Origin of the sequence: Streptosporangium pseudovulgare (assembly GCF_014648055.1) — a bacterium.
Lineage (GTDB): Bacteria > Actinomycetota > Actinomycetes > Streptosporangiales > Streptosporangiaceae > Streptosporangium > Streptosporangium pseudovulgare.
In genome coordinates this window covers 354,136-374,875 of sequence record NZ_BMQJ01000007.1, presented here as the reverse complement: position 1 = coordinate 374,875, position 20,740 = coordinate 354,136, and the positions used below count along the sequence as shown (strand labels likewise).

At 73.5% G+C, this 20,740-nt stretch carries 16 protein-coding genes; 10 read left to right on the top strand and 6 right to left on the bottom strand.

Features of this window, described 5'->3' with window-relative positions; translation table 11 throughout:
- Positions 1 to 2 precede the first annotated feature (2 nt).
- The gene (locus IEZ10_RS16905; RefSeq protein ID WP_189247438.1) at positions 3 to 659 is read left to right on the top strand and encodes a TetR/AcrR family transcriptional regulator; all 657 of its coding nucleotides are present in this window, start codon (positions 3 to 5) and stop codon (positions 657 to 659) included.
- Between the two features lie 82 nt (positions 660 to 741).
- On the opposite strand, the gene IEZ10_RS16900 is transcribed toward IEZ10_RS16905, so the two are convergent.
- Entirely contained in the window at positions 742 to 1,680 is a 939-nt protein-coding gene (locus IEZ10_RS16900) for an aldo/keto reductase (RefSeq protein WP_189247437.1), read from the bottom strand.
- Positions 1,681 to 1,772: 92 nt separating this feature from the next.
- On the opposite strand from IEZ10_RS16900, the gene IEZ10_RS16895 reads away from it, so the two are divergent.
- A complete protein-coding gene (locus IEZ10_RS16895; RefSeq protein WP_229811351.1) occupies positions 1,773 to 2,135 on the top strand; it encodes a MerR family transcriptional regulator in 363 nt (120 codons plus the stop codon).
- 157 nt (positions 2,136 to 2,292) lie between these two features.
- Positions 2,293 to 3,792: a peptidoglycan D,D-transpeptidase FtsI family protein gene (locus IEZ10_RS16890; RefSeq protein ID WP_229811350.1), complete on the top strand. Its 1,500-nt coding sequence runs from the start codon at positions 2,293 to 2,295 to the stop codon at positions 3,790 to 3,792.
- Positions 3,793 to 3,832: 40 nt separating this feature from the next.
- Here the strand turns inward: IEZ10_RS16890 and IEZ10_RS16885 are convergent, their stop codons facing one another.
- Entirely contained in the window at positions 3,833 to 5,776 is a 1,944-nt protein-coding gene (locus tag IEZ10_RS16885) for an ABC transporter ATP-binding protein (protein WP_189247435.1), read from the bottom strand.
- Between the two features lie 457 nt (positions 5,777 to 6,233).
- On the opposite strand from IEZ10_RS16885, the gene IEZ10_RS16880 reads away from it, so the two are divergent.
- The 5 genes from IEZ10_RS16880 to IEZ10_RS16860 all read left to right on the top strand — a co-directional run bounded on the left by IEZ10_RS16880 (position 6,234) and on the right by IEZ10_RS16860 (position 13,385).
- Positions 6,234 to 8,720 carry an ATP-binding protein gene (locus tag IEZ10_RS16880; protein ID WP_189247434.1) on the top strand — a complete coding sequence of 829 codons (2,487 nt, stop codon included), beginning with the start codon at positions 6,234 to 6,236 and terminating at the stop codon, positions 8,718 to 8,720.
- 447 nt (positions 8,721 to 9,167) lie between these two features.
- On the top strand, positions 9,168 to 9,947 hold the full coding sequence (locus IEZ10_RS16875) for an AMP-binding protein (protein WP_189247433.1): 780 nt from the start codon (positions 9,168 to 9,170) through the stop codon (positions 9,945 to 9,947).
- Positions 9,948 to 10,202: 255 nt separating this feature from the next.
- A complete protein-coding gene (locus IEZ10_RS16870) occupies positions 10,203 to 11,495 on the top strand; it encodes an ABC transporter substrate-binding protein (protein ID WP_189247432.1) in 1,293 nt (430 codons plus the stop codon).
- 61 nt (positions 11,496 to 11,556) lie between these two features.
- The gene (locus IEZ10_RS16865) at positions 11,557 to 12,444 is read left to right on the top strand and encodes a carbohydrate ABC transporter permease (protein ID WP_189247431.1); all 888 of its coding nucleotides are present in this window, start codon (positions 11,557 to 11,559) and stop codon (positions 12,442 to 12,444) included.
- Complete coding sequence (locus IEZ10_RS16860; RefSeq protein WP_229811349.1) at positions 12,441 to 13,385, top strand: carbohydrate ABC transporter permease; 945 nt, start codon at positions 12,441 to 12,443, stop codon at positions 13,383 to 13,385. The genes IEZ10_RS16865 and IEZ10_RS16860 overlap by 4 nt, the downstream gene beginning before the upstream one ends.
- On the opposite strand, the gene IEZ10_RS16855 is transcribed toward IEZ10_RS16860, so the two are convergent.
- Complete coding sequence (locus IEZ10_RS16855) at positions 13,360 to 14,346, bottom strand: ArsR family transcriptional regulator (RefSeq protein WP_229811348.1); 987 nt, start codon at positions 14,344 to 14,346, stop codon at positions 13,360 to 13,362. The genes IEZ10_RS16860 and IEZ10_RS16855 overlap by 26 nt on opposite strands.
- Before the next feature lie 90 nt (positions 14,347 to 14,436).
- Between IEZ10_RS16855 and IEZ10_RS16850 the strand changes: the two genes are divergently transcribed.
- Positions 14,437 to 15,711 carry an MFS transporter gene (locus IEZ10_RS16850; protein WP_229811347.1) on the top strand — a complete coding sequence of 425 codons (1,275 nt, stop codon included), beginning with the start codon at positions 14,437 to 14,439 and terminating at the stop codon, positions 15,709 to 15,711.
- Between the two features lie 70 nt (positions 15,712 to 15,781).
- Here the strand turns inward: IEZ10_RS16850 and IEZ10_RS16845 are convergent, their stop codons facing one another.
- Positions 15,782 to 16,801: a LacI family DNA-binding transcriptional regulator gene (locus IEZ10_RS16845; protein ID WP_373287402.1), complete on the bottom strand. Its 1,020-nt coding sequence runs from the start codon at positions 16,799 to 16,801 to the stop codon at positions 15,782 to 15,784.
- A 342-nt stretch (positions 16,802 to 17,143) separates the two neighbouring features.
- On the opposite strand from IEZ10_RS16845, the gene qcrB reads away from it, so the two are divergent.
- Positions 17,144 to 18,841 (top strand): cytochrome bc1 complex cytochrome b subunit, encoded by a 1,698-nt coding sequence (gene qcrB / locus IEZ10_RS16840; RefSeq protein ID WP_189247430.1) that lies wholly within the window; start codon positions 17,144 to 17,146, stop codon positions 18,839 to 18,841.
- Positions 18,842 to 18,921: 80 nt separating this feature from the next.
- Here qcrB and IEZ10_RS16835 read toward each other — a convergent pair whose 3' ends face one another.
- Together IEZ10_RS16835 and IEZ10_RS16830 are read right to left on the bottom strand one after the other, a co-directional pair.
- Positions 18,922 to 19,539: a cysteine dioxygenase gene (locus tag IEZ10_RS16835; RefSeq protein ID WP_189247429.1), complete on the bottom strand. Its 618-nt coding sequence runs from the start codon at positions 19,537 to 19,539 to the stop codon at positions 18,922 to 18,924.
- Positions 19,536 to 20,513 carry an amidohydrolase family protein gene (locus IEZ10_RS16830; protein WP_189247428.1) on the bottom strand — a complete coding sequence of 326 codons (978 nt, stop codon included), beginning with the start codon at positions 20,511 to 20,513 and terminating at the stop codon, positions 19,536 to 19,538. The genes IEZ10_RS16835 and IEZ10_RS16830 overlap by 4 nt, the downstream gene beginning before the upstream one ends.
- Positions 20,514 to 20,740: the final 227 nt, after the last annotated feature.

Below are 20,740 nucleotides of genomic sequence, written 5' to 3'. Positions count from 1 at the left end.
CGATGACGAACGTCGCCGGGGGAACGCTGCGCCGCCGCCCCGCCCAGCGGCGCAGCGCGGAACGCGTCGAGCGGATGCTCGACGAGTGCGCGCGGCTGCTGGACGAGGTGGGGTACGAGGCACTGACCACCAAGGAGGTCGCGCGCCGGGCCGGGGTGCCGATCGGGACCTTCTACCAGTTCTTCTCCGACAAACAGGCGCTGGTGCGCGCGCTCGCGCTGCGCAACCTGGACGCCTTCCTCGGCCGGATCGTGGCCCGCCTGTCGGCCGCCCCGCCGTCGGACTGGGCCGAGATGACCGATCTGGCGGTCGACGAGTTCGTGGCCATGAAGCGCACCACGCCGGGGTTCGGCGTCGTGGACTTCGGCGAGGTGCTGTCCGCGCCCGGCGGCCCGGCGATCAGGGGGACCGAGCGGATGCTCGACGCGGCGCTGGAGAACAACGCCATCGTGGCCGACCGGCTCCGGGCCGTCGTCGTCGAGCAGGCGGGTGGCGCCGCCGGGCCGGGTCTCGACCGCGCGCTCGTCGTCGCGGTCGAGGCGGCCGACGCCGTCCTCAAGCTCGCCTTCCGCACCCGGCCCGACGGTGACCCCGACCTGATCGCCGAGTGCAAGCTGCTGGTCCGCCGCTACCTCGCGGGCCTCCTGCCCCGCACCTGACCGCCTGCCCTCCCGGCCCGCCGCGTCCGGCCCCGCGGCCGGGCGGCTCACCGGGCGGCGCGCCGTACCGGGTCCGGGCGGTTCACCGTACGGTGTCCAGGCGGGCGCGCAGCTCGTCGTCGAGCTTGAGGTCGACCGCGCCGAGCGCCTCGTCGAGCTGGGCCAGGGAGCTCACGCCGACGATCGGGATCGTCGGGACGTCCCCGCCGATCAGCCAGGCCAGCACCACCTGGTTGACGGTCACGCCCAGCTCGCCGGCGGCCTCGCGCAGCACGGCGAGTCCCCGGGCGGTGCCCGGGTGGTCGTAGATCTCCGGCAGCGGCCGGTCGGGGCGGGTGTAGGCGCCGGCCATCAGCGTGTTGTAGGCCCACAGGGTCAGGCCCGGCTCCGAGCGCAGGTAGTCCGTCATGTCGTCCTGGACCAGGACGTGCCCGCCCTCCGGCAGCCGCGTCCCCGGACGGGGCCGGAGATAGGTGTGACGGAGCTGCACGTGGGTGTAGGCCGGCCGGCCGTGCGCCGCCGACACGGCGCGGGCGCGCTCCAGCCGCCAGGCCGGCAGGTTGCTCGCGCCGATCTCCCGCACCTTGCCCGCCTCGACCAGCTCGGCGAACGCGCCCAGCGTCTCCTCCAGCGGCACCGACCGGTCCTCCACGTGCGCCCAGTAGACGTCGACGTGGTCGGTGCCGAGCCGGCGCAGGCTGCCCTCGACGGCCGAGCGGATCGCGGCCGCGGACAGGCCCTCGACCGAGTCGAGGGTACGGTCGCCCGGAACGGTGGGGCGCGCGCCGCACTTGGTGCTCAGCGTGATCCGGTCGCGGTGGCCCCGCGCGGCCAGCCAGCGGCCGATGGCCAGCTCGCTCTCGTCGCCGGTCGCGCCCTCGACCCAGAACGGGTAGTTGTTCGCGGTGTCCAGGATCGTGCCGCCGGCCTCGGCGAACCGGTCGAGGATCGCGAAGGTCGCCCGGTCGTCCAGGGCGGTGCCGAAGGGAATGGTGCCCAGAGCAAAGGGGATCCGTGTCATGTGCCCAACCCTGCGACCTGGAGTGCGCTCCGGGTCAAGTCCGGCGTATCCCGCTTGACCTGGAGTGGGCTCCAGGTGGGATGCTGCCGGGCGTGAGCGTGTACACCCCGGGACAGGTGGTCGAGGAGACCGGGTTCAGCCTCGACACCCTGCGCTACTACGAGCGGATCGGGTTGCTGTCGTCGATCCGCCGCAACGCGGCCGGCCAGCGCAGGTTCTCCGATGAGGACATCGGCTGGCTCGGCATGGTGCGCTGCCTGCGCGACACCGGTATGCCGATCGCGGAGATGGTCCGTTTCGCCGAGCTGGCCAGGGCCGGCGACCACACGGTCCGCGACCGCATCGCGCTGCTGGAGGCCCACGACGAGCGGGTGGAGGCGCAGATCACCACCCTCCAGGAACGGCAGCGGGCCATCCGCGCCAAGATCGCTTACTACCGGTCCGTGGTGGACTGAGCCCGTCCCGCCGTCTCCCGCCCCCGGCGGGGAGCCGGTGAGGAGCCGTGGGACGGGCCCCGGTGGCGGGGCGCAAGCCGTACGGCCGCTTTGCCCCTGTGCGGCGGCCCCTTTCCGGTCTGACTGTTAGACCGGGAAAGGGATCGGGGGGAGGGCCATGAGGGCCGTGGCGACGCAGCGCGCGCGGCGGATGAACGCTCCGCTCGGGCGCGTCGCCGTGGCGTGCGAGATGATGCTGCTCGCCCTGCTCGTCAACACCACCTACATCCAGGCGTTCCGGGCCGACCGGCTCGCCGGGGACCCCCGCAACCGGCGCGGCATGATCGAGCGTTTCGACAGTCCCCGGGGCGACATCGTGCTCCGCGACGAGACGGTGATCGCCACCAGCCGCAGGAGCGGCGACCGCACCTACCGGTACCGGCGCGTCTATCCTCAGGGCCCCCTCTACGCGCCGGTGACCGGCTATCTGTCGCTCTACGGCTCCTCCGGCATCGAGGCGGCCGAGGACCCCGCCCTGTCCGGGAGCGACCCCGAGGTCAGGGTGCGCTCGCTGATGGACGGCATCCGCAGCGGGGCCACCCTCAAGCTCACCCTCGACGGCCGCGCGCAGCGGGCGGCCTACCGGGCGCTGCGCGCCACCGGGCGGCCCGGGGCGGTCGTCGCGATCAACCCGAACACCGGCGCGATCCTGGCCATGGCCTCCTACCCCTCCTACGACCCGAACCTGTACGCGACCTTCGACGCCGCCGTGCTCGACGCCGCCGACCGGAGGTTGCAGAGGGCCCCGGGCCGGCCGCTGCTGAACCGGGCGATCCAGCGGACCTACCCGCCCGGCTCGGCTTTCAAGGTCGTCACGACCGCCGCCGCGCTCAGCTCCGAGCGGTACGGCCCGGCCACCGCCGTCAGCGCGCCCGCCGCGTTCCGCCTGCCCGGCACCCACGTGCGCGTGCGCAACTCCGGCGGCGCGGCCTGCGGCGACGGCCACCCCTCGCTGGCCTACGCTTTCAAGGTCTCCTGCAACACCCCGTTCGCGAAGATCGGCCTGGATCTCGGCCAGAACGCGCTGCGCGAGCAGGCCGAGGCGTTCGGGTTCGGCGCCGCCGACCTCGCCGTGCCCATGCCGGTGGCCATGAGCGTCTATCCGGAGCGGATGAACCGGGCGCAGACCGCCATGTCGGCGCTGGGGCAGTTCGACACCCGGGCCACCCCCCTGATGATCGCGATGTTCTCGGCCGCGATCGCCGGGAACGGCGAGCTGATGCGCCCCTACCTGGTGGAGGAGGTGCGCCTCGCCGACGGCACGGTGATCGGCAACGCCGAGCCGTCGAGGTATCGACGGGTCCTCGGCGCCGACGAGGCCGACCGGCTGACCGCGATGATGATCGCCGTCACCCGGCCCGGCGGTACGGGCACGGCGGCGGCGATCCCGGGGATCGACGTCGCCGCCAAGACCGGCACCGCCGAGAACGCCGCCTCCCGCGAGGACCACGCGATCTTCACCGGGTTCGCCCCGGCCGACGCCCCCAGGGTCGCGGTGGGGGTCGTCGTGGAGTACGGCGGATTCGGCGGCGAGGTGGCGGCCCCGATCGCCAGGGCCGTCATGCGCGCGGTCCTTCCGCCCCCCGGCCGGGGGGAACGGGCCGCGCCGGGGGAGTAGACCGGCCGGGGGACGTGCCGGACCCGGGAGAACGGGCCGGTCAGGGGGCGTAGGCACGGGCCTGGAGGTTGTACAGCTCGGCGTACAGGCCGTCGAGCTCCATGAGCTCGGCGTGGGTTCCCTGCTCGACGACCTCGCCGTGGCTGAGGACGTAGATGCGGTCGGCGTGGCGGACGCTGGCCAGCCGGTGAGTGATCATCAGGACGGTGCGGCCCTCGGCGTGCCGCCTGACCCGCTCGAAGAGGGCGTGCTCGGCCCGGGCATCGAGGGCCGCGGTCGGCTCGTCGCAGATCAGCAGCGGGGCGTCGCGGTGGAAGCCGCGGGCCACCGCGATCCGCTGCCACTGGCCGCCGGACAGCTCCCTGCCGTCCTTGAACCGCCGGTCGAGCAGGGTGTCGTAGCCGCGCGGCAGCTCGGCGACGACCTCGTCGGCGCCCGCCACCTCGGCGGCCGAGACCAGCGCCGCCTCCCCCTTGCCCTCTCCCATGGTGATGTTGTGCCGGACGGTCAGCGGCCAGCGGCTGTGGTCCTGGGCGATGACCGCGACGCGGTGGCGCAGCGAGGCGGCGTCGACCTCCGACAGGTCCACGTCGTCCCAGCGGACGCGCCCGCCGTCGGGTTCGTAGAGCCCGGCCAGGATCTTGGACAGCGTGGTCTTGCCCGAGCCGTTCTCCCCGACGAGCGCGACGACCTCCCCGCGGTCGAGGCGGACGGAGACGCCGCGCAGGGACGGCCGGTCGGCCCCGGGGTAGGTGAAGGCGACCTCCTCCGCGGTGATCCGCTCGAACCCCTCGGGGGCCGGGTGCGGGCGGGACGGGGGCAGGTGCCGCTCGGCCAGGGCGCAGAACTCCAGGAAGTCGGTGAAGTACAGGCCCCCCTCGTAGAGACGGTTGACGGCGTACATGAGGTTCTCCAGCGACCCCTTGCCCGAACGGACGGCGAGCACCGCCGTGCCCGCCACCGCCAGCGCGACGGTGCCGAGGGACAGCAGCACGCCCAGCGCCACGTACACCGTCAGGGTGCCGAGACCGCCGAGCGCCTCCCCGACGACCCGGGTGAGAGCCCGACGCCTGGCCAGGTCGAGCATGACCCGCTGCTCGGCCCGGGCCACCGAGTCGTACATCCGCATCAGGAAGCCGCGCATCGTGAACGACCGCACCTCCGCGGCCGTCTCCCGCTCGGCCATCAGGTCGGCGAGGATCCACTTGCGGCGGCGGGCCGAGATCAGCGAGTGGTCGGCGGCGTATCCCATCTTCGCGGCGCGCACCGCCGCCCAGGCGTCCGGCACCACCGCCAGCACCAGCAGCGGCAGCAGCACCGGGTGGAGCACGCCGAGGACGCCGGCCGCGGCGGTGATGCCGATCAGGCCGGTGATCGTGTCGATGGTGGTGTCCACCATCGTGCGCGCGGTGTCCGTCCCGCGCACCTGGGCCCGCTGCAGCGCGTCGTGGAACTCCGGGTCGTCGAAGGCGACCAGGTCGACCTGGCTGGTCAGGCCGTACAGCCGTTCCTCGGTGATCCGGCCGACCTGCGGGCGGAGCCGGCCCTGCACCCAGCCGGCGCCCGCCTGCAGCGCGGAGCGCAGGCAGGCGGCCCCGGCGACCAGCGCCAGGGAGGGCAGCGCCGCCCTGACCCGTTCGGGTGTGGGCCCGGCGCTGAACAGGGCGCTCAGCACGCCGGTCGTGGCCAGCAGGCCGAAGGCGGTGAACACCCCGCCGAGCAGGCTGAGGACGACGGTGGCCGCCGTGTCGCGGGGGCTCGCCCGCCAGGCCATGCCCAGCGCCCGGCGGACCAGCGCGGGGAGCCGGCGGGCGACGGTGAGGAACCCGATCCCGGAGAGCCGGTCGGAGAAGGCGTACCAGTGGGGCACGGTGAGCTCTCCGAACTCCGCGAGCTCGACGGGCTCCGCGGGGTCCGGACGGCCGTCGCGCGGCGCCGGGACGGAGGAGACGGCGGTGGCCGGGGCTGAGGATTCGGCTGGCATGGTGACAGTCTGAAGTCGGGCACTGACAATCCGCTCGCGGGCGGCGGCCGGTGACCGGAGGCGGCCACCGGCCGCCGCCCGCGCGAGCGGTGACGGCCCGCGCCCGCGGGCCCGGCGTGGCCGGCGACCGTCATGCGGGCCCGCCATGGGAATGCGGGCGATGACCGTTATGCGGGTGCGCCGTCGGGATATGAGCGATGACCGTTATGCGGGCCCGCCGCAGGGTGGCTCCCTCCCCGGCCGCTTCCCCCGGCGGCGGCGCGGGCCTCACGCGGAGACGGTGAGGGGATGGTGAGGGGGTGATGAGGGGATACGGCCAGGTGATCCGGAGATCCGAAATGGTGTTAAGCCTGGGCACGGCACGGTAATTGGTGTCACACTTTCTGTGACGGCCGCCCCGCGACGCACCACCGGATGCCACCGATCGCCGAGACCAGGACACCGCGACCAAGAGCCGATGACACAGGACACCGCGCACTCCTCCCTCACCGCGGGCAACCTGCCCCTCGAACCCAACGCCTTCATCGGCCGCGAGGCCGACGTGGAGGAGCTCACCCATCTGCTCGGCGTCGCCCGGGTGGTGACGCTGTGCGGGGCGGGCGGCATCGGCAAGAGCAGGCTGGCGGTCCGGGTGGCCACCCAGGTGGCCGACGACTTCCCGGGGGGCGTGTGGCTGGTGGAACTGGCCGAGGCGGTGCCCGGCGACCAGATCGTGCCCCGGGTGGCCGCCGCGCTCGGCGTCGGCGCCGAGCCGTCGCGCCCGCTGGCCGAGACGCTGATCGACGCCCTCGCCGACCGGCGGCTGCTGCTCATCGTCGACAACTGCGAGTCGCTCATCGAGGAGTGCGCCCGGTTCTGCCGCATGGTGCTCACCGTCTGCCCCGAGGTGCGGGTGCTCACCACCAGCCGCGAGCCGCTGCGGGTGGCGGGGGAGACGGTGTGGCGGGTGCCGCCGCTCTCGCTGCCCGGGGCGGACGCCCAGAACCCGGCGGGCAGCGAGGCCGTACGGCTGTTCGTCGACCGGGCCGGCGCCGCCTCGCGCGGCTTCACCGTGACCGACCAGAACACCGCGGAGATCGCCAGCCTGTGCGAGGCGCTCGACGGGATGCCGCTCGCCATCGAGCTGGCCGCCGCCCTGTGCCGGGCGCTGACCGTGGAGCAGATCCACGCCCGCATCCGCGACCGCTTCCGGCTGCTGTCGGCCGGCGACCGCACCGCCCCCGCCAGGCACCAGACGCTCCGGGCCACCGTCGACTGGAGCTACCAGCAGCTCAAGGAGCCCGAGCGGATCCTGCTGCGGCGGCTCGCGGTCTTCACCGGCGGCTGGACGCTCGACATGGCCGAGCAGGTCTGCTCGGGCAACGGGCTGTGCGCCGAGGACATCCTCAGCGTGCTGTGCGGCCTGGTCGACAAGTCCCTGGTGCTGGCCGACGCGGCGGCCGCGGGCGAGACGCGCTACCGGATGCTGGAGACGATCCGCGAGTACGCCGCCGAGCAGCTCGACGCCTCCGGCGAGGAGGGTCCGCTGCGGCAGCGGCACCGTGACCACATGATCGGCATCGCCGACCGGGTCCACCGGCTGATCGTCCGCCACCCCCGCCCCACGTGGGAGGAGATCTGCCCGCAGCTGGTCCTGCTGGACGAGCTGCAGTCCAACATCTGGGCGGCGGTGCGCTGGTCGGCCGACACCGGTGACCCCGAGAGCGCGCTGCGCCTGCTGGTGCTGCTGCGCTGGCCGACCATCGCCGGCGGCCGGTTCACCCCCGCCGACGAGTGGCTGGACCGCCTGCTGGAGACCGAGCCCGCGCTGCTGTCCCCGCGGGTGCGCGGCGACGCCCTCGCGCTGCGCGGCCAGGTGGCCTTCGGCCAGGGCGACCCCGACACCGCGCAGGTCGCCTGCACCGCGGCCGCCGAGCTGTGCCGGACGACGGGCCTGCACGGGCCGCTGAGCGGGGCGCTCGCCATCCTGGCCTGGGTGGCCATCTACCAGCGGCGGCCGGAGGCGGCCAGGGCCTGCCTCGACGAGGCGCTGGAGGCCGTGCGCAAGGTGGACGACCCCTGGCACGAGATGGTGATCCGCTCCATGGAGGGGACCCTCGCCCTGTCGGAGGGCCGCGCCAAGGAGTCGCAGCGGTCGTTCGAGGCGGCGCTGGCCATCGCCCACGAGCTCGACAACCACTGGGCCGAGCCGGTCGCGCTCATCGGCCTGGCGCAGGTCGCCTGGCTGCGCAGTGACCTGGCCGAGGCCCGCGCCTACTACGAGCAGGCCCTCGACCTGCTGCAGGACATCACCTCACACTGGCAGACGATCACCTGCCTGTCGGGGCTGGGCCGGATAGCCCTCGCCCAGGGCGACCTGGCGACCGCCCGCGTCCGGCTGGTGGAGAGCCTGCGGCTGTGCCTGGGCACCGGCCAGCGGCTCGGCGTCGCCCGGCGGATCGAGACGCTCGCGCAGCTCGCGCTGGCCGAGGAGGACGACCGCCGGGCCGTACGGCTGGCGGGCGCCTCCGCCGCGATCCGCGGCTCGATGTGCGGCGCCTTCCTGCCGTCGGGGTTCGGCGCCCGGATGGAGGAGCTGCTCCAGCCCGCCCGCACCCGCCTCGGCGACGCCCTCGTCGCCCAGCTCTGGGCGCACGGCCAGGAGATGACGCAGGAGCAGGCGATCCGCTACGCCCTCCAGGACGACGAGCCGGACGGCGAGCAGACCGGCACGCCGCCGACGGCCGCCCGCGGCCCGGCGGCCGCCCCGCTGACCACCCTCACCGGCCGCGAGTGGGAGATCGCCGAGCTGGTGGCCCGCGGCCTGAGCAACAAGGCCATCGCCGACGAGCTGGTGATCAGCCCGGCGACCGCGGCCCGGCACGTGGCCAACATCCTGGCGAAGCTGGGGTTCTCCTCACGCACCCAGGTCGCCACCTGGGTCATCGAGCACAATCGCGCCTGAGGGACCCGCCCGCGGCGCTCCGGCGGCCGGGGAGCGCCCGTCGCCCGGTCTACATACCCCGGCGGGCGCCGGTGACCGTACGGCTACACCCCGGGATACGCAGTTCGGCGCATGCGCGGCCCCGGGTGCCCGCCGTACGTTTCCCTCGTGTCCGGCCGGTGAGGCCGGCCTTCCGCATCGTCCCGCCGGGGCGAGGGTCACGAGCGCGGCGGGCCCACACCATCCCCGGCGTCACGGCCGGGCACACCGGAGGCGTCGCGTGTCCCGCCCGTCGGCCGAGGTCTCCTCGGAGGGGTGGGGACTTCGGGGCCACGGGGCACGCGACAGCGGGTCCGAGCCGCGCAGGGCTCGGGCCCGCACCCCTCGGAAAGGGTGATCTCGAATACACACTCATCTACATACATCGAACGATGCCCCGGCCGTCAGACCGGCCTTACGGTCGGCGCCATGAGACCGACCTCCTCCATCAGGGGAACCGTCACCGAGGCGGTGTTCGGTCGCGCGTACGAACGGGGTGACCGGCCCGCGCTGATAGACCTCGGCGCCGGGGTCGTGTACGGCTACCGCCGCCTCGCCGGCGAGGTGACGCTGGGCGCCTCCGGCCTGGTCCGGCGGGGCGCCCGCAGACGTCAGGTGGCCGGGATCCACGTCGGCGACGCCGCCGCGCAGACCCTCGCGGTGCACACCGTCATCGCGGCGGGAGGCGTGGCCGCCCCCGTCGCCCCCGGGGGCGGGGAGATCGGCACGCTGCTGGCCCGGTGGGACGCCCGGCTGCTCATCACGACCCCCGAGCTGGCGGAGGCGTCGCTGCGGGCGGCCGAGGCGTCCAGGGTCCGGCAGGTGATCACGTTCGGCCAGGCGCGGGACACCGTCGACTTCGCCGACCTGCTGCTGCTGGAACCCGGGCCGCTGCCCCTGCTGGACCCGTCGGTCCAGCCCGCCCTGCTGACCCAGGACGCGGGGGTCTTCACCCACGAGGACCTCATCGGCCGGATGCACGTCCTCGACCGGCTCGCGGTCCTGGAGAAGTCAGACGTTCTGCTGGTGACGTGGTCCCTGACCTGCGTCCTGGCCACGACCACGCTGATCGGCCTGGCGCTCATGCGCGGCGCGCTGGTCGTGGTGGCCCCCGGCCTCTCCCCCGAGGAGCTGGCGGCGACCATCCACGACTTCGGCGTCACCGTGATGGCGCTGCCCGACGGCGCGATCCAGCGCGTCCAGGGGTGAGCGCGCGGCCCGCCGATGGCACAGGCGGGCGGCGCGGCCCCTGAGGCGCGCCTGGTGGGGGTCCCGCGGCGGGGCGGGGCCCCCACACCCTTTTCCGGGGTGGGGATGCACATTCCGGGGTGGGGATGCACAGACGTTATCCGCGGGTTGTGCGCGCATGCCTTGACGCGATCCGGCGGGGTTGATTGCCTTGCTGACAACGTTGTCATATCTCTCGGTGATTCTGTCGGATTGATTCCGGAGGGACGGGAAACTGTGCGACGACGATTGATGGCGGCCGTCGCGGCCACCGTGGCGGGCCTGCTCACCCTGACCGCCTGCGGCGGTGGTGACGGCGGCGCGGCGCAGGGTACGCGGGGCGGCGGAGGAGAGAAGAAGGTCGAGGTCTTCTCCTGGTGGACCGGCCCCGGCGAGGCCGACGGCCTGAAGGCCATGCGGGAGATCTTCCAGAAGAACAACGCCGGTCTGGAGTTCTTCGACGCGGCCGTGGCGGGCGGATCCGGCGACAAGGCGCGCGCCCTGCTGGCCACCAAGCTGCAGGCCGGGGACCCACCGGACACCTTCCAGGGCCACGCCGGCGCCGAGTTGCAGGGGTACATCAAGGCCGGGCAGCTGGAGCCGGTCAACTTCCTCTACGACGAGCTCAAGCTCAAGGAGGTCTTCCCGCAGCAGCTCATCGACCAGATCAGCGTGCAGGGCGACATCTACTCCGTCCCGGTGAACATCCACCGCTCCAACGTCATGTGGTTCAACCCCGGCGTGCTCAAGGAGGCGGGGGTCGCCGAGGTGCCGAAGACGATCCCGGAGTTCGTCACCGCCCTGGACAAGGTCAAGAAGGCGGGCAAGGTGCCGCTGGCGATCGGCTCGGAGTGGACGATGGTCCACCTGCTGGAGAGCGTGCTGCTCGGCTCGCTCGACACCGACGCCTACAACGCCCTGTGGACCGCGAACGCCGACTGGTCGGGCCCGGCCGTGACCAAGGCGCTCAACGACTTCAAGACCGTCCTGTCCTACGCCGGGGACCCGGCCGACGACTGGCAGCCCGCCGCCAAGCAGGTGGCCGACGGCCAGGCAGCGTTCACCATCATGGGCGACTGGGCCTACGGCTACTTCCACAACCCGCCGGACGGCGGCCTGGGCAAGAAGTCCAAGACCGACTTCGACTGGGCGCCCTCGCCCGGAACCGCCGGCACGTTCATGTGGCTGTCGGACAGCTTCACCCTCCCCAAGGGCGCGCCGAACCGCGACGGGGCGGTGGCCTGGCTGAAGGTGGCCGCGAGCAAGGAGGGCCAGGACGCCTTCAACCCCAAGAAGGGCTCCATCCCGGCCCGTAAGGACGCCGACACCTCCCTCTACACCGACTACCTCGCCGACGCGCTGAAGGACTGGGGGAGCAACAAGCTCGCCGGGTCCATCCAGCACGGCGTGGTGGTCAACGACGCCTGGCGGACCGCGATCAACGAGGCGGTCGGCCTGTTCCACGAGGACAAGGATGTGGCCGCCCTGCAGTCCTCCCTGGCCGAGGCGGCCAAGAACTCCGGCCAGTGACCGCCGGGGAGCCGTCGATGACCGCCGGGGAGCCGCCGTCGAGGGGCGCGGGAGGTGCCGGATGACGCGGGTGCGCAGGTGGCTGCCCGGCCTGCTGCTGGTCATGCCGTCGCTCGTCGCCGTCGGGGTCTTCGTGTACGGCATGCTCGGCTGGAACTTCCGGCTGGCCATGACCGACAGGCACGACGAGGTGTCCGAGGGGTCCTTCGTCGGCCTGGACAACTTCTTCTCGCTGTGGAGCCAGAAGCCGTGGGTGATCTCGGTCCACCACGCGATCGTCTTCACCGCCGTGTTCGTGCTCGGGGCACTGGCGCTGGGCTGGCTGCTGGCGTTCCTCATGGAGAAGGGGATCAGGGGAGAGGGCACCTTCCGGGCGGTCTACCTGTTCCCGATGGCGGTGTCGTTCGTGGCGACCGGGGTGGTCTGGCGCTGGCTGATGAACTCCGCGCGGGACGAGCGGGCCGTCGGGCTGAACCGGTTGTTCGACGGGCTGGGGCTGGACGCCCTGCAGTGGGGATGGTTCCGCGACCAGGACTGGGGGATGGCCGCCATGGCCATCCCCGCCATCTGGCAGATATCCGGATATGTCATGGCACTGTTCCTGGCGGGCTTCCGGGGCGTCCCCGAGGAGCTGCGCGAGGCCGCCCGGGTGGACGGCTGCGCCGAGTGGCAGGTGTACCGGCACGTCGTGCTGCCGCTGCTGCGCCCGGTGACGCTGTCCGCGCTGATCATCCTCGGGCACATCTCGCTGAAGGTCTTCGACCTCATCGTCGCGGTCTCCGGCAAGCAGATCGTCACCTACGTGCCCGCGATCTCCATGTGGGTCGCGGTCTTCGACTCCCACGACCCGGCCAAGGGCGCCGCCATCGCGTCCTACATCGTGCTCGCGGTGAGCATCTTCGTCGTCCCCTACCTCGTCTGGTCCCTGCGCAGGGAGAAGCGATCATGACGGCCGCGACCACCCCCGCCACCCCGGCCGCCCCGGTCCCCCCGGTGCGGGACGGGCGGGACGGGCGGGACGGCGGGCGGGCGCGCACCCGGGCGGGGTGGGCGCGCGGCGTGCGCCTGGCGCTGCTGCTCGCCTTCCTCGTCGTCTTCCTCATCCCGATCTACGTGCTGCTGGTCACCAGCTTCAAGCCGCTCACCGAGGCCGACCCGAGCCGGGCCTGGGCGCTGCCCGAGGTCTGGACGTTCGAGCCGTGGCGGGTGGCGTGGGAGAAGCTCGCCCCCGGCATCGTCAACAGCGTGCTGCTGGCCGTACCGGGGGCGCTGATCTCGGCGGCGCTGGGCTCCATGAACGGCTACGTGCTGGCCAGGTGGCGCTTCCCCGGCGCCGACGTGCTGTTCACCCTGCTGCTGTTCGGGATGTTCATCCCCTACCAGGGCGTCATGATCCCCCTGGTCCAGCTCCTGGTGAAGCTCAACGAGATCACCGAGGCCGTCACCGGGGCGCAGGGGGTCTTCTACGGCGCGATCCCCGGGCTGCTGCTCGCGCACGTGGTCTACGGCATCCCGATCTGCACGCTGATCTTCCGCAACTACTACGTCACCGTCCCCGAGGAGCTGATCGAGGCGGCCCGGGTGGACGGCGCGGGGATGCTGCGGACCTACCGGTCGGTGGTGCTGCCGGTCTCCGGGCCCGCGTTCGCGGTGGTGGTCATCTGGCAGTTCACCTCGATGTGGAACGACTTCCTGTTCGCGGTCTTCCTCACCGGGCCGCAGAGCTGGCCCACCACGGTCATGCTCAACAACATCGCCGGGGCGCAGACCGTCCCCTACAGCCAGCAGATGGCCGCGGCCCTGCTCGCCTCGATCCCCACGATGGTGGTCTACGTCCTGCTGGGCCGGTTCTTCATGCGGGGCCTCATGGCGGGGGCACTGAAGGGCTGACCAGCGCGTCGCCGAGCGCCGTGCGGTGGTAGAGCACGGCGCGGCCGGTGCGGCACCGGGCCACCAGGCCCGCGCGCCGCAGCGCGCCCAGATGGCCGCCGACGGTGCCCAGCCCCAGGCCGAGCAGCGCGACGAGATGGCTGGTGGTCGCCGGGACGGCCAGCTCCAGCAGGACCCGCGCCCTGGTCCGGCCGATCAGCCCGGCCAGGCCGTCCGGCACCTCGTGCGGGATCCCGGCCCCGCGCGCCGGGTAGGAGATCGCGTACGGCCAGGCGTCCTCCAGGTAGGAACCCACCCCGGAGGGGAAGGGGGAGGGCACGAACAACAGGCCGCGCCCGCCGAGCCGGCGGGTCTCGTCCGGGCTCTCCGCCCGGACCTCGATCACCCCGTCGGGGTGCCAGCGCACCCTGGGGCTGAGATCGGCGAGCGCCGCCGCCCAGCCGTACGTCGCCAGGCGGCCGGCCCGCTGGATCACGTCCCGTTCCAGGATCGCGTGGAAGCGCGGCCAGGCGGGGGCGACGATCTCCTCCCAGAGTGCCTGGAGCGCGTCGGCGAAGAGCGTCACCACGTCGGGTGAGGACAGCACGTCCAGCACGGCGGCCGGCGGCCGGGGCATGCCGTCGAGGTTCCTGGCGATCTCCCGGTGCGCCTGGGCCGCGGAGGTCGCGCGCACCGTCGCGAGCTCCGCCTCGAACGGGGTGCCCACCCGGGCCGGCGGCGGCGCGACGAAGTCGGCGTTGTAGCGCCGGTCGCGGAACAACGCCACCATCGCCCCGAGCCCCGGCCGCTCGGCCAGCAGTCTCCCGTACGGCTCCCGCGCCCGGTCCGCCCAGGCCCGCCACACCCCGGCCTGCCTCCCGCCGGACAGCACCCGCAGGGCGAGCTTGGTGACGATGAGCGGGGAGACGGCGAACCTGGTGGCCACGACGTCTCCCGGGCTGACCTCGATCCTGATGGCCACGACGTCTCCCTGGCCGGCCCCCGCACGGCGATCTTTCGGCGATTTCCGAAAGCCTATCTCCCGGCGGCGGGACGCCCCACCCTGGCGGGCATGATGACCACCGCACGGGAACGGGCCGCGACCTACCGGGAGCTCTTCGCCGTCGCCGAATTCCGGACGCTCTTCGCGAGCTTCGCACTCCTGATCGCCGGGGACCAGGTCAAGGCGCTGGCCCTGTCGGCGCTGGTGTACGCGAGGACCGGTTCGCCCGGGCTGTCGGCGGCGGCCTACATGCTGGGCTTCCTGCCGTACGTCGTCGGCGGGACGTTCCTGCTCTCCCTGGCCGACCGGGTCCGGCCCCGCACACTGATGATCGTCGGCGAGCTGGTCCGGGCGGGGACCTGCCTGCTGCTGGCCTTCGCCGGGCTCCCCGTCTGGGCGATGCTGGCGCTGGTACTGGCCGGCGGCCTGTTCTCGCCGGTCTTCATGGCGGCCCGCAACGCCCTGCTGCCCGCGCTGCTGCCCGGGGACGCGTTCGTGCTGGGCAGGTCCGTGCTGTCGGTGACGGCCGCCGGCGGGCAGGTCGCCGGGCTGGCGGCCGGCGGCGGCGTGCTGGCCGCGACCGGTCCCGCGGGCGCTCTGGCCGCCACCGCCGGACTGTCCGCCGTGGCCGCCGTGCTGCTCCGGCTCGGCCTGCCGGACGTACCGGCCCGGGGCGAGGACGAAGGCGAAGGCGAAGGCGAGGCCGGCGCGCGGGTCCGGGGCCCGGGTGCGGGCGGGACGGGCGTGCGGACCCGGGGCGCGGGCGGCGGGACCGTGCGGGAGACGCTGCGCGTCAACCGGGCGCTGCTGGCGGACCCGCGGGTGCGCGGGCTGCTGCTCGCCCAGTGGCTGCCGGTGTCGTTCCTGACGGGGGCCGAGGCGGTGCTCATCCCCTACCTCGGCGGCACGGCCGGGGTGGCGCTCGCCGCCGCCTCGGCCGGGCTGGCGGCGGGCAACCTCGCCGTGGGGCGGCTGGCCTCCCCGTCCGGCCGGGAGCGGCTGGCGTTGCCGCTCGCGGCCCTGGCGGGCGTTCCGCTGCTCGGCTTCGTCCTCCGGCCAGGGCTCGCGGCGGCCGCGCTCCTCGTCCTCCTCGCCACGATGGCCGGCGGCTCCTACGCGCTCGGGCTGCAACGCCGGTTCGTGGCGGCGGTGCCCGAGGCGGTCGCCGGGCAGGCGTTCGGCCTGGCGGGCGCGGGGGTGATGACCGGACAGGCCCTGGCCGCCGCCCTGGCGGGCGCGGTGGCCGAGGCGATCGCCCCGCACCTGGCGATCGCCCTGGCCGGGCTCGCGGTCATCGGCTGCTCGCTCGCGCTCCGCCGTCACCTGAGCCCGGGGCCCGCCTGACCGTCACCGTCCCCCGCGGCTGCGAACCCGGCTCGTCCCCCGGCGGCTCCGGTCCGGCGGCCGGCGTCCGTCACCTGTGCCCGGGGCCCGCCGTACCGGGCGCGGGCGGCAGCTCGCCGGAGCCGCGGGGGACGAGCCGGGTCGGCAGCTCGATCCGGCGGGCCGGCCCCCGCCCGCCCGCGATCCGCTCGAACAGCAACTCCGCGGCGGTACGGCCCAGCCCCATCGGGTCCTGGGCCACCACAGTCACGCCGGGCACCAGCAGGTCGGCCAGCTCGAAGTCGTCGAAGGCGACCAGGGGCGGCCGGTGGCCGGCGCGCAGCACGGCCACGGTGATCCGGCTGTTGCCGGTGAACACGGCCGTGGGCGGGTCGCCGCCCGCGAGCATCGCCGACAGCGCCGCCCCGGCCCGCTCCGGCGGCCCCATCGCGACCAGCGACGGGTCGGCGCCGAGCCCCGCGTCGGCGAGCGCGCGGCGGTAGCCGGCGAGACGTTCGGCGGCGGTGAAGATGGCCGGGTCGTCGCCGAGGAACGCGACGCGGCGGTGGCCGCGCCGGAGCAGGTGGGCCACCCCGGCGTACGCGCCGGCGGAGTTGGCGCAGAGCACGGTGTCGGCGTCGAGGCCGCCCGGCCGGTCGGCGAAGACGGCGGCGACGCCCGCGTCGAGCTCGGGGCGGAGATAGCCGTGGTCGGGCCCGGCGGGCACGATGACCAGCCCGTCCACCCGGCGGGCGCAGAAGGCGAGGACGAGGTCGCGCTCGCGCCGGGGGTCCTCGCCGGAGGAGCCGCTGAACATCAGCGAGCCGTGCGCGAGCGCGACCTGCTCCACCGCGCGGCCCATCCCGGAGTAGAACGGGTCGCCCACGTCCTCGATCACCAGGCCGATGGTGGCGGTCCGTCCCCGGCGGAGCAGCCGGGCGCTCTCGTTGCGTCGGTAACCGAGCCGTTCGATGGCGGCCAGGACCCGCCGGGCGGTGGCCGGGGTGACGCCCGGCTCCTCGTTGACGACCCGGGAGACGGTCTTGAGCGCCACCCCGGCCGCCGTCGCGACGTCCTTCATGGTGGGCCGTCCGCGCGCACTGTCTGTCACGGCCCGATCATCACCCAGGAACTCCTCGCCGACAACGTTGTCATCGGGGCGACGGATCGTCGCCGCGTCACCCGAAAGGATAACGGCGCAGGTTAAAAGGGCGATAAAGGCCGTGCCACCGCCCGCCGTACGGATGGTCCGGCCGGTGACCGCTGCCCGCCCGGTGAATAAGTTTCAGGGCTTTCATTCCTATTTGTGGGCTTCTGTCTTTACATTCGCTTGTAACCCGCTGTGGATGATGGAAGGACCTGGTCGGCGACGGCGTGCTTCGCCGTACACCCCGGTCCGGTCATCGGGCGCCAGACCGCGCCGGAGCCGGGGCCCTGAGAACGGAGGCCACGCGTGAGCAGCGGAACCGTTCCGAAGCCCATAGCGAGCACGAGCAGTTTCCTGGACGATCGTCTGGGCGCGGGAAACTTCCTCCGGCGGAACCTACGGAAGATCTTTCCTGACCACTGGTCTTTCCTTCTGGGGGAGATCGCCCTCTACACGTTCGTCATCCTGCTGCTGACCGGTACGTTCCTGACGTTCTTCTTCAAACCCAGCATGCAGGAGATCACCTACGGTGGCTCCTACGTGCCGCTCAAGGGCGTCATGATGTCCGAGGCGTACTCCTCGACGCTGGACATCAGCTTCGACGTGCGCGGCGGCCTGCTGATGCGGCAGATCCACCACTGGGCCGCCCTGCTGTTCATCGGCGGCCTGATGATCCACATGCTCCGCGTGTTCTTCACCGGCGCCTACCGCAAGCCACGCGAGCTGAACTGGCTGATCGGCGTCGCCCTGCTGCTGATCACCCTCATCGAGGGCCTGACCGGCTACTCCCTGCCGGACGACCTGCTGTCCGGCGCCGGCCTGCGGATCACCGCGGGGATCGCCCAGATGATCCCGATCGTGGGCACCTGGATAACCTTCCTGATCTTCGGTGGGGAGTTCCCGGGCAGTGACATCATCGCCCGGTTCTACTCGCTGCACATCCTGCTCATCCCGGCCCTGCTGCTGGCGCTGATCACCGGCCACCTCATCCTGATGTGGGTGCAGAAGCACACCCAGATGCCGGGCAAGGGCCGCACGAACATGAACGTGGTGGGCTCGCCGCTCTGGCCGGCTTTCATGATCAAGTCGGGCGCGTACTTCATGTTCACCTTCGCCACCGTCGCGCTGCTGGGCGGCCTCGCGCAGATCAACCCGATCTGGCTGTTCGGCCCCTACAACCCGGCGAACATCTCGGCCGGCACCCAGCCCGACTTCTACATGGGGTTCCTGGACGGCGCGCTCCGGCTGATGCCCGGTTGGGAGATCGACTTCGCCGGCTACACGCTGACGCTGAGCGTGCTGATCCCGGCACTGGTCCCGATCCTGCTCCTCACGCTGGGCCTGGCCCTCTACCCGTTCATGGAGCAGTGGGTCACCGGCGACCGCAGCGAGCACAACGTCGCCGACCGGCCCCGCAACAACCCGCACCGCACCTCGATCGGCATGGCGGCGGTCACCTTCTACGGCATCCTGTGGCTGAGCGCCGCCAACGACGTGATCGCCGCGCACTTCCATCTCTCGATGAACGCGCTGATCTATGTCGCCCGCGTCCTGATCTTCCTGGGGCCGGTCCTGGCGTACGTCATCACCTACCGGGTCTGCCTGGGCCTGCAGCGCAGGGACGCCCAGGTCCTCGCCCACGGCGTGGAGGCCGGCGTCATCAGGCGGCTGCCCGACGGCGAGTACATCGAGGTGCACGCCCCGCCGACCCCGGACCTCGAGGACCGGATCCGCGGCAAGGTGCCGGTCCCGATGCTGCCCGGGCTCGGGAACGGTCACGGCGACGGGGACGGCGAAGTGCCGCCCGAGGAGCTGCGCGGCCGGCTCGGCAGGCTCCGCGCCAGGATGAGCCGGGCCTACGGCGGCGAGAAGGTGCCGCTGGAGGAGAGCCACGAGGAGTACCGCGAGCACGAGGAGGAGGAGCACGCGGTCATGGCCACCCGCCCCGCGGGCGGCCGGAAAGGCGGAACGGGCGGAAGCGGCGGAACCGGCGGTTCCCACTAGGCGAGGGCGGCCCCGCCGGGCTCCGGGCGGCCGTCCCGCCGGCCGGGGACGGCCCCCCCCCGGACCGGGGTGGCGCCCCGTCAGGCGAGGGCGGCCTCGCCGACCGGCGCGTCCGGTAGGTCCTCCGGCAGGTCCTCCGCCGGGTCCACGGGCCGCAGCTCGTCGGCGTAGCTGACCGAGACGCGGCGCATGACCCCGCCCTCGTCGATCGAGTACTGGCCGAGACGCCACAGCGGCGGGGAGTAGGCGTGGATCGACACGCTGCCCTCCGCCGCCCCGCTCAGCCGGTGGATGTGGTCGGGGCCGAATGAGAACGACTGCCCGGCGGTGACCAGCGTCTCCACGTGCTCCCCGCCGATCCTGGGGTTGGACTCCCGCAGCGCCCCGGCCACCACCCGGACGGCCCCGGAGGAGATGTCGTGGTCGTGCCAGCCGGTGTCGTCCCCGGGCCGCCAGCACAGCAGCCAGACGTCGACGTGCGAGTCGCGGTGCAGCGAGGCGTAGTGGCGGCCCCCCTCGGCGGGGAAGTCCACGTCGCCCTCCCACCGGGACGGGTCGGCGGCCAGCTCCTCGACCAGGGCGCGCAGCTCGCGCCGGTCGAGGGGGCGCGCGGGCAGGCTGTCGTAGCCCGCGCCGCCCGTGTCCGGCCCCTCGGGGAGCGCGTGCCGCTCCCGGGCCGGGGTGATCACCTGGTTCATCTTCCGGGCTCCTTCCGGTTCAGCAGGCGGTTGGGATTGACCACCGTGACGGCGTGCCGGGCGGCGTCGCCGAGCGCGGGGTCCGGGGCCTCGGCGTAGGGACGGTCGGAGCCGTTGACCACCACGTCGATGCCGAGCTCACGCACGATCGCGTCGATGGCGCGCGGGCCGTAGGAGGAGGTCTCAAGGAACACGTCGCGGTCCACCTCTCCCCGGCCGCCGCCGCCCCGGCGGGCCAGCCGCTCGGAGTGGAGCGGCGCCAGGCCCGCCAGCAGCGCGAAGCAGACGCGCAGGCCGGGGTGGCGGGGGCGGCCGAAGGCGGCGAAGGCGAACCAGGCGGCGTGCATCTGTTGCACGTACGGCACGACGGCCGGCCACCACCCGGGTACGGCGGGCGCCCCGGAGCCGGCCGGCGGGCGGGTGGGGGCCTCCGCGCCGGCCGCGAGCCCGGCGGGCGCTCCGGGCCCGGTAGCGGGTACGGCGGGTGCGGCCGGGCCCGGGTGCACGAAGAGCGGCAGGTCCCGCTCGGCGAGCACGTCGAGCAGCGGGGCGACCCGCGCCAGGCCGGCGGCGCACCCCACGGCCGTGGCGGGCAGCTGGAGCCCGGCCAGTCCCCGGTCGAGCGCGCCGGCGAGCGCACCGGGGTCGATGTCGCTCAGGCAGGTCGCGGCCCAGGCGCCGAAGGGCGCGGGCAGGGCCAGGGCGTCCTCGTGGTACGCGTCGATGATCGGCCAGGCGTCCCCGGGCGGCAGCGACTCCACGCCGAGCGGGCTGGACAGCGACACCAGCGCCAGGTCCAGGCCGGGGTCGGCGGCCAGGCGCGCGGCCGGGTCGTGGTCGGCGGGATTCACCTCGTAGGGGGGCTCGCCGTCCAGGTGGAGGGTCCAGCCGTCGAGGCGCGGCGCGGCCGTACGGCGCCGGAGCGCGTCGGTGAACGCGGGCGTCCAGAGGTGCTGGTGCACGTCGACGGCCATCAGGCCCTCCCTTCTGTTATTTCCTACCTAGAATACAGGTAATTGGCCGGGCCGCATCCTCGCCCCTGCGATGGCGTGTCGGGCCGCCGGATCGCCCGACTGGAGCGGCCCGGCCGGGCCGCTCCCGCCGACCCGCTGAGGTCGGCTGCTCCGGCACGGCCTCATCGGGCCCGGCCGGTCCCGGCGACGCGGTGAAACGCCGGAATACCGCGCGGGAGACGCCTGCC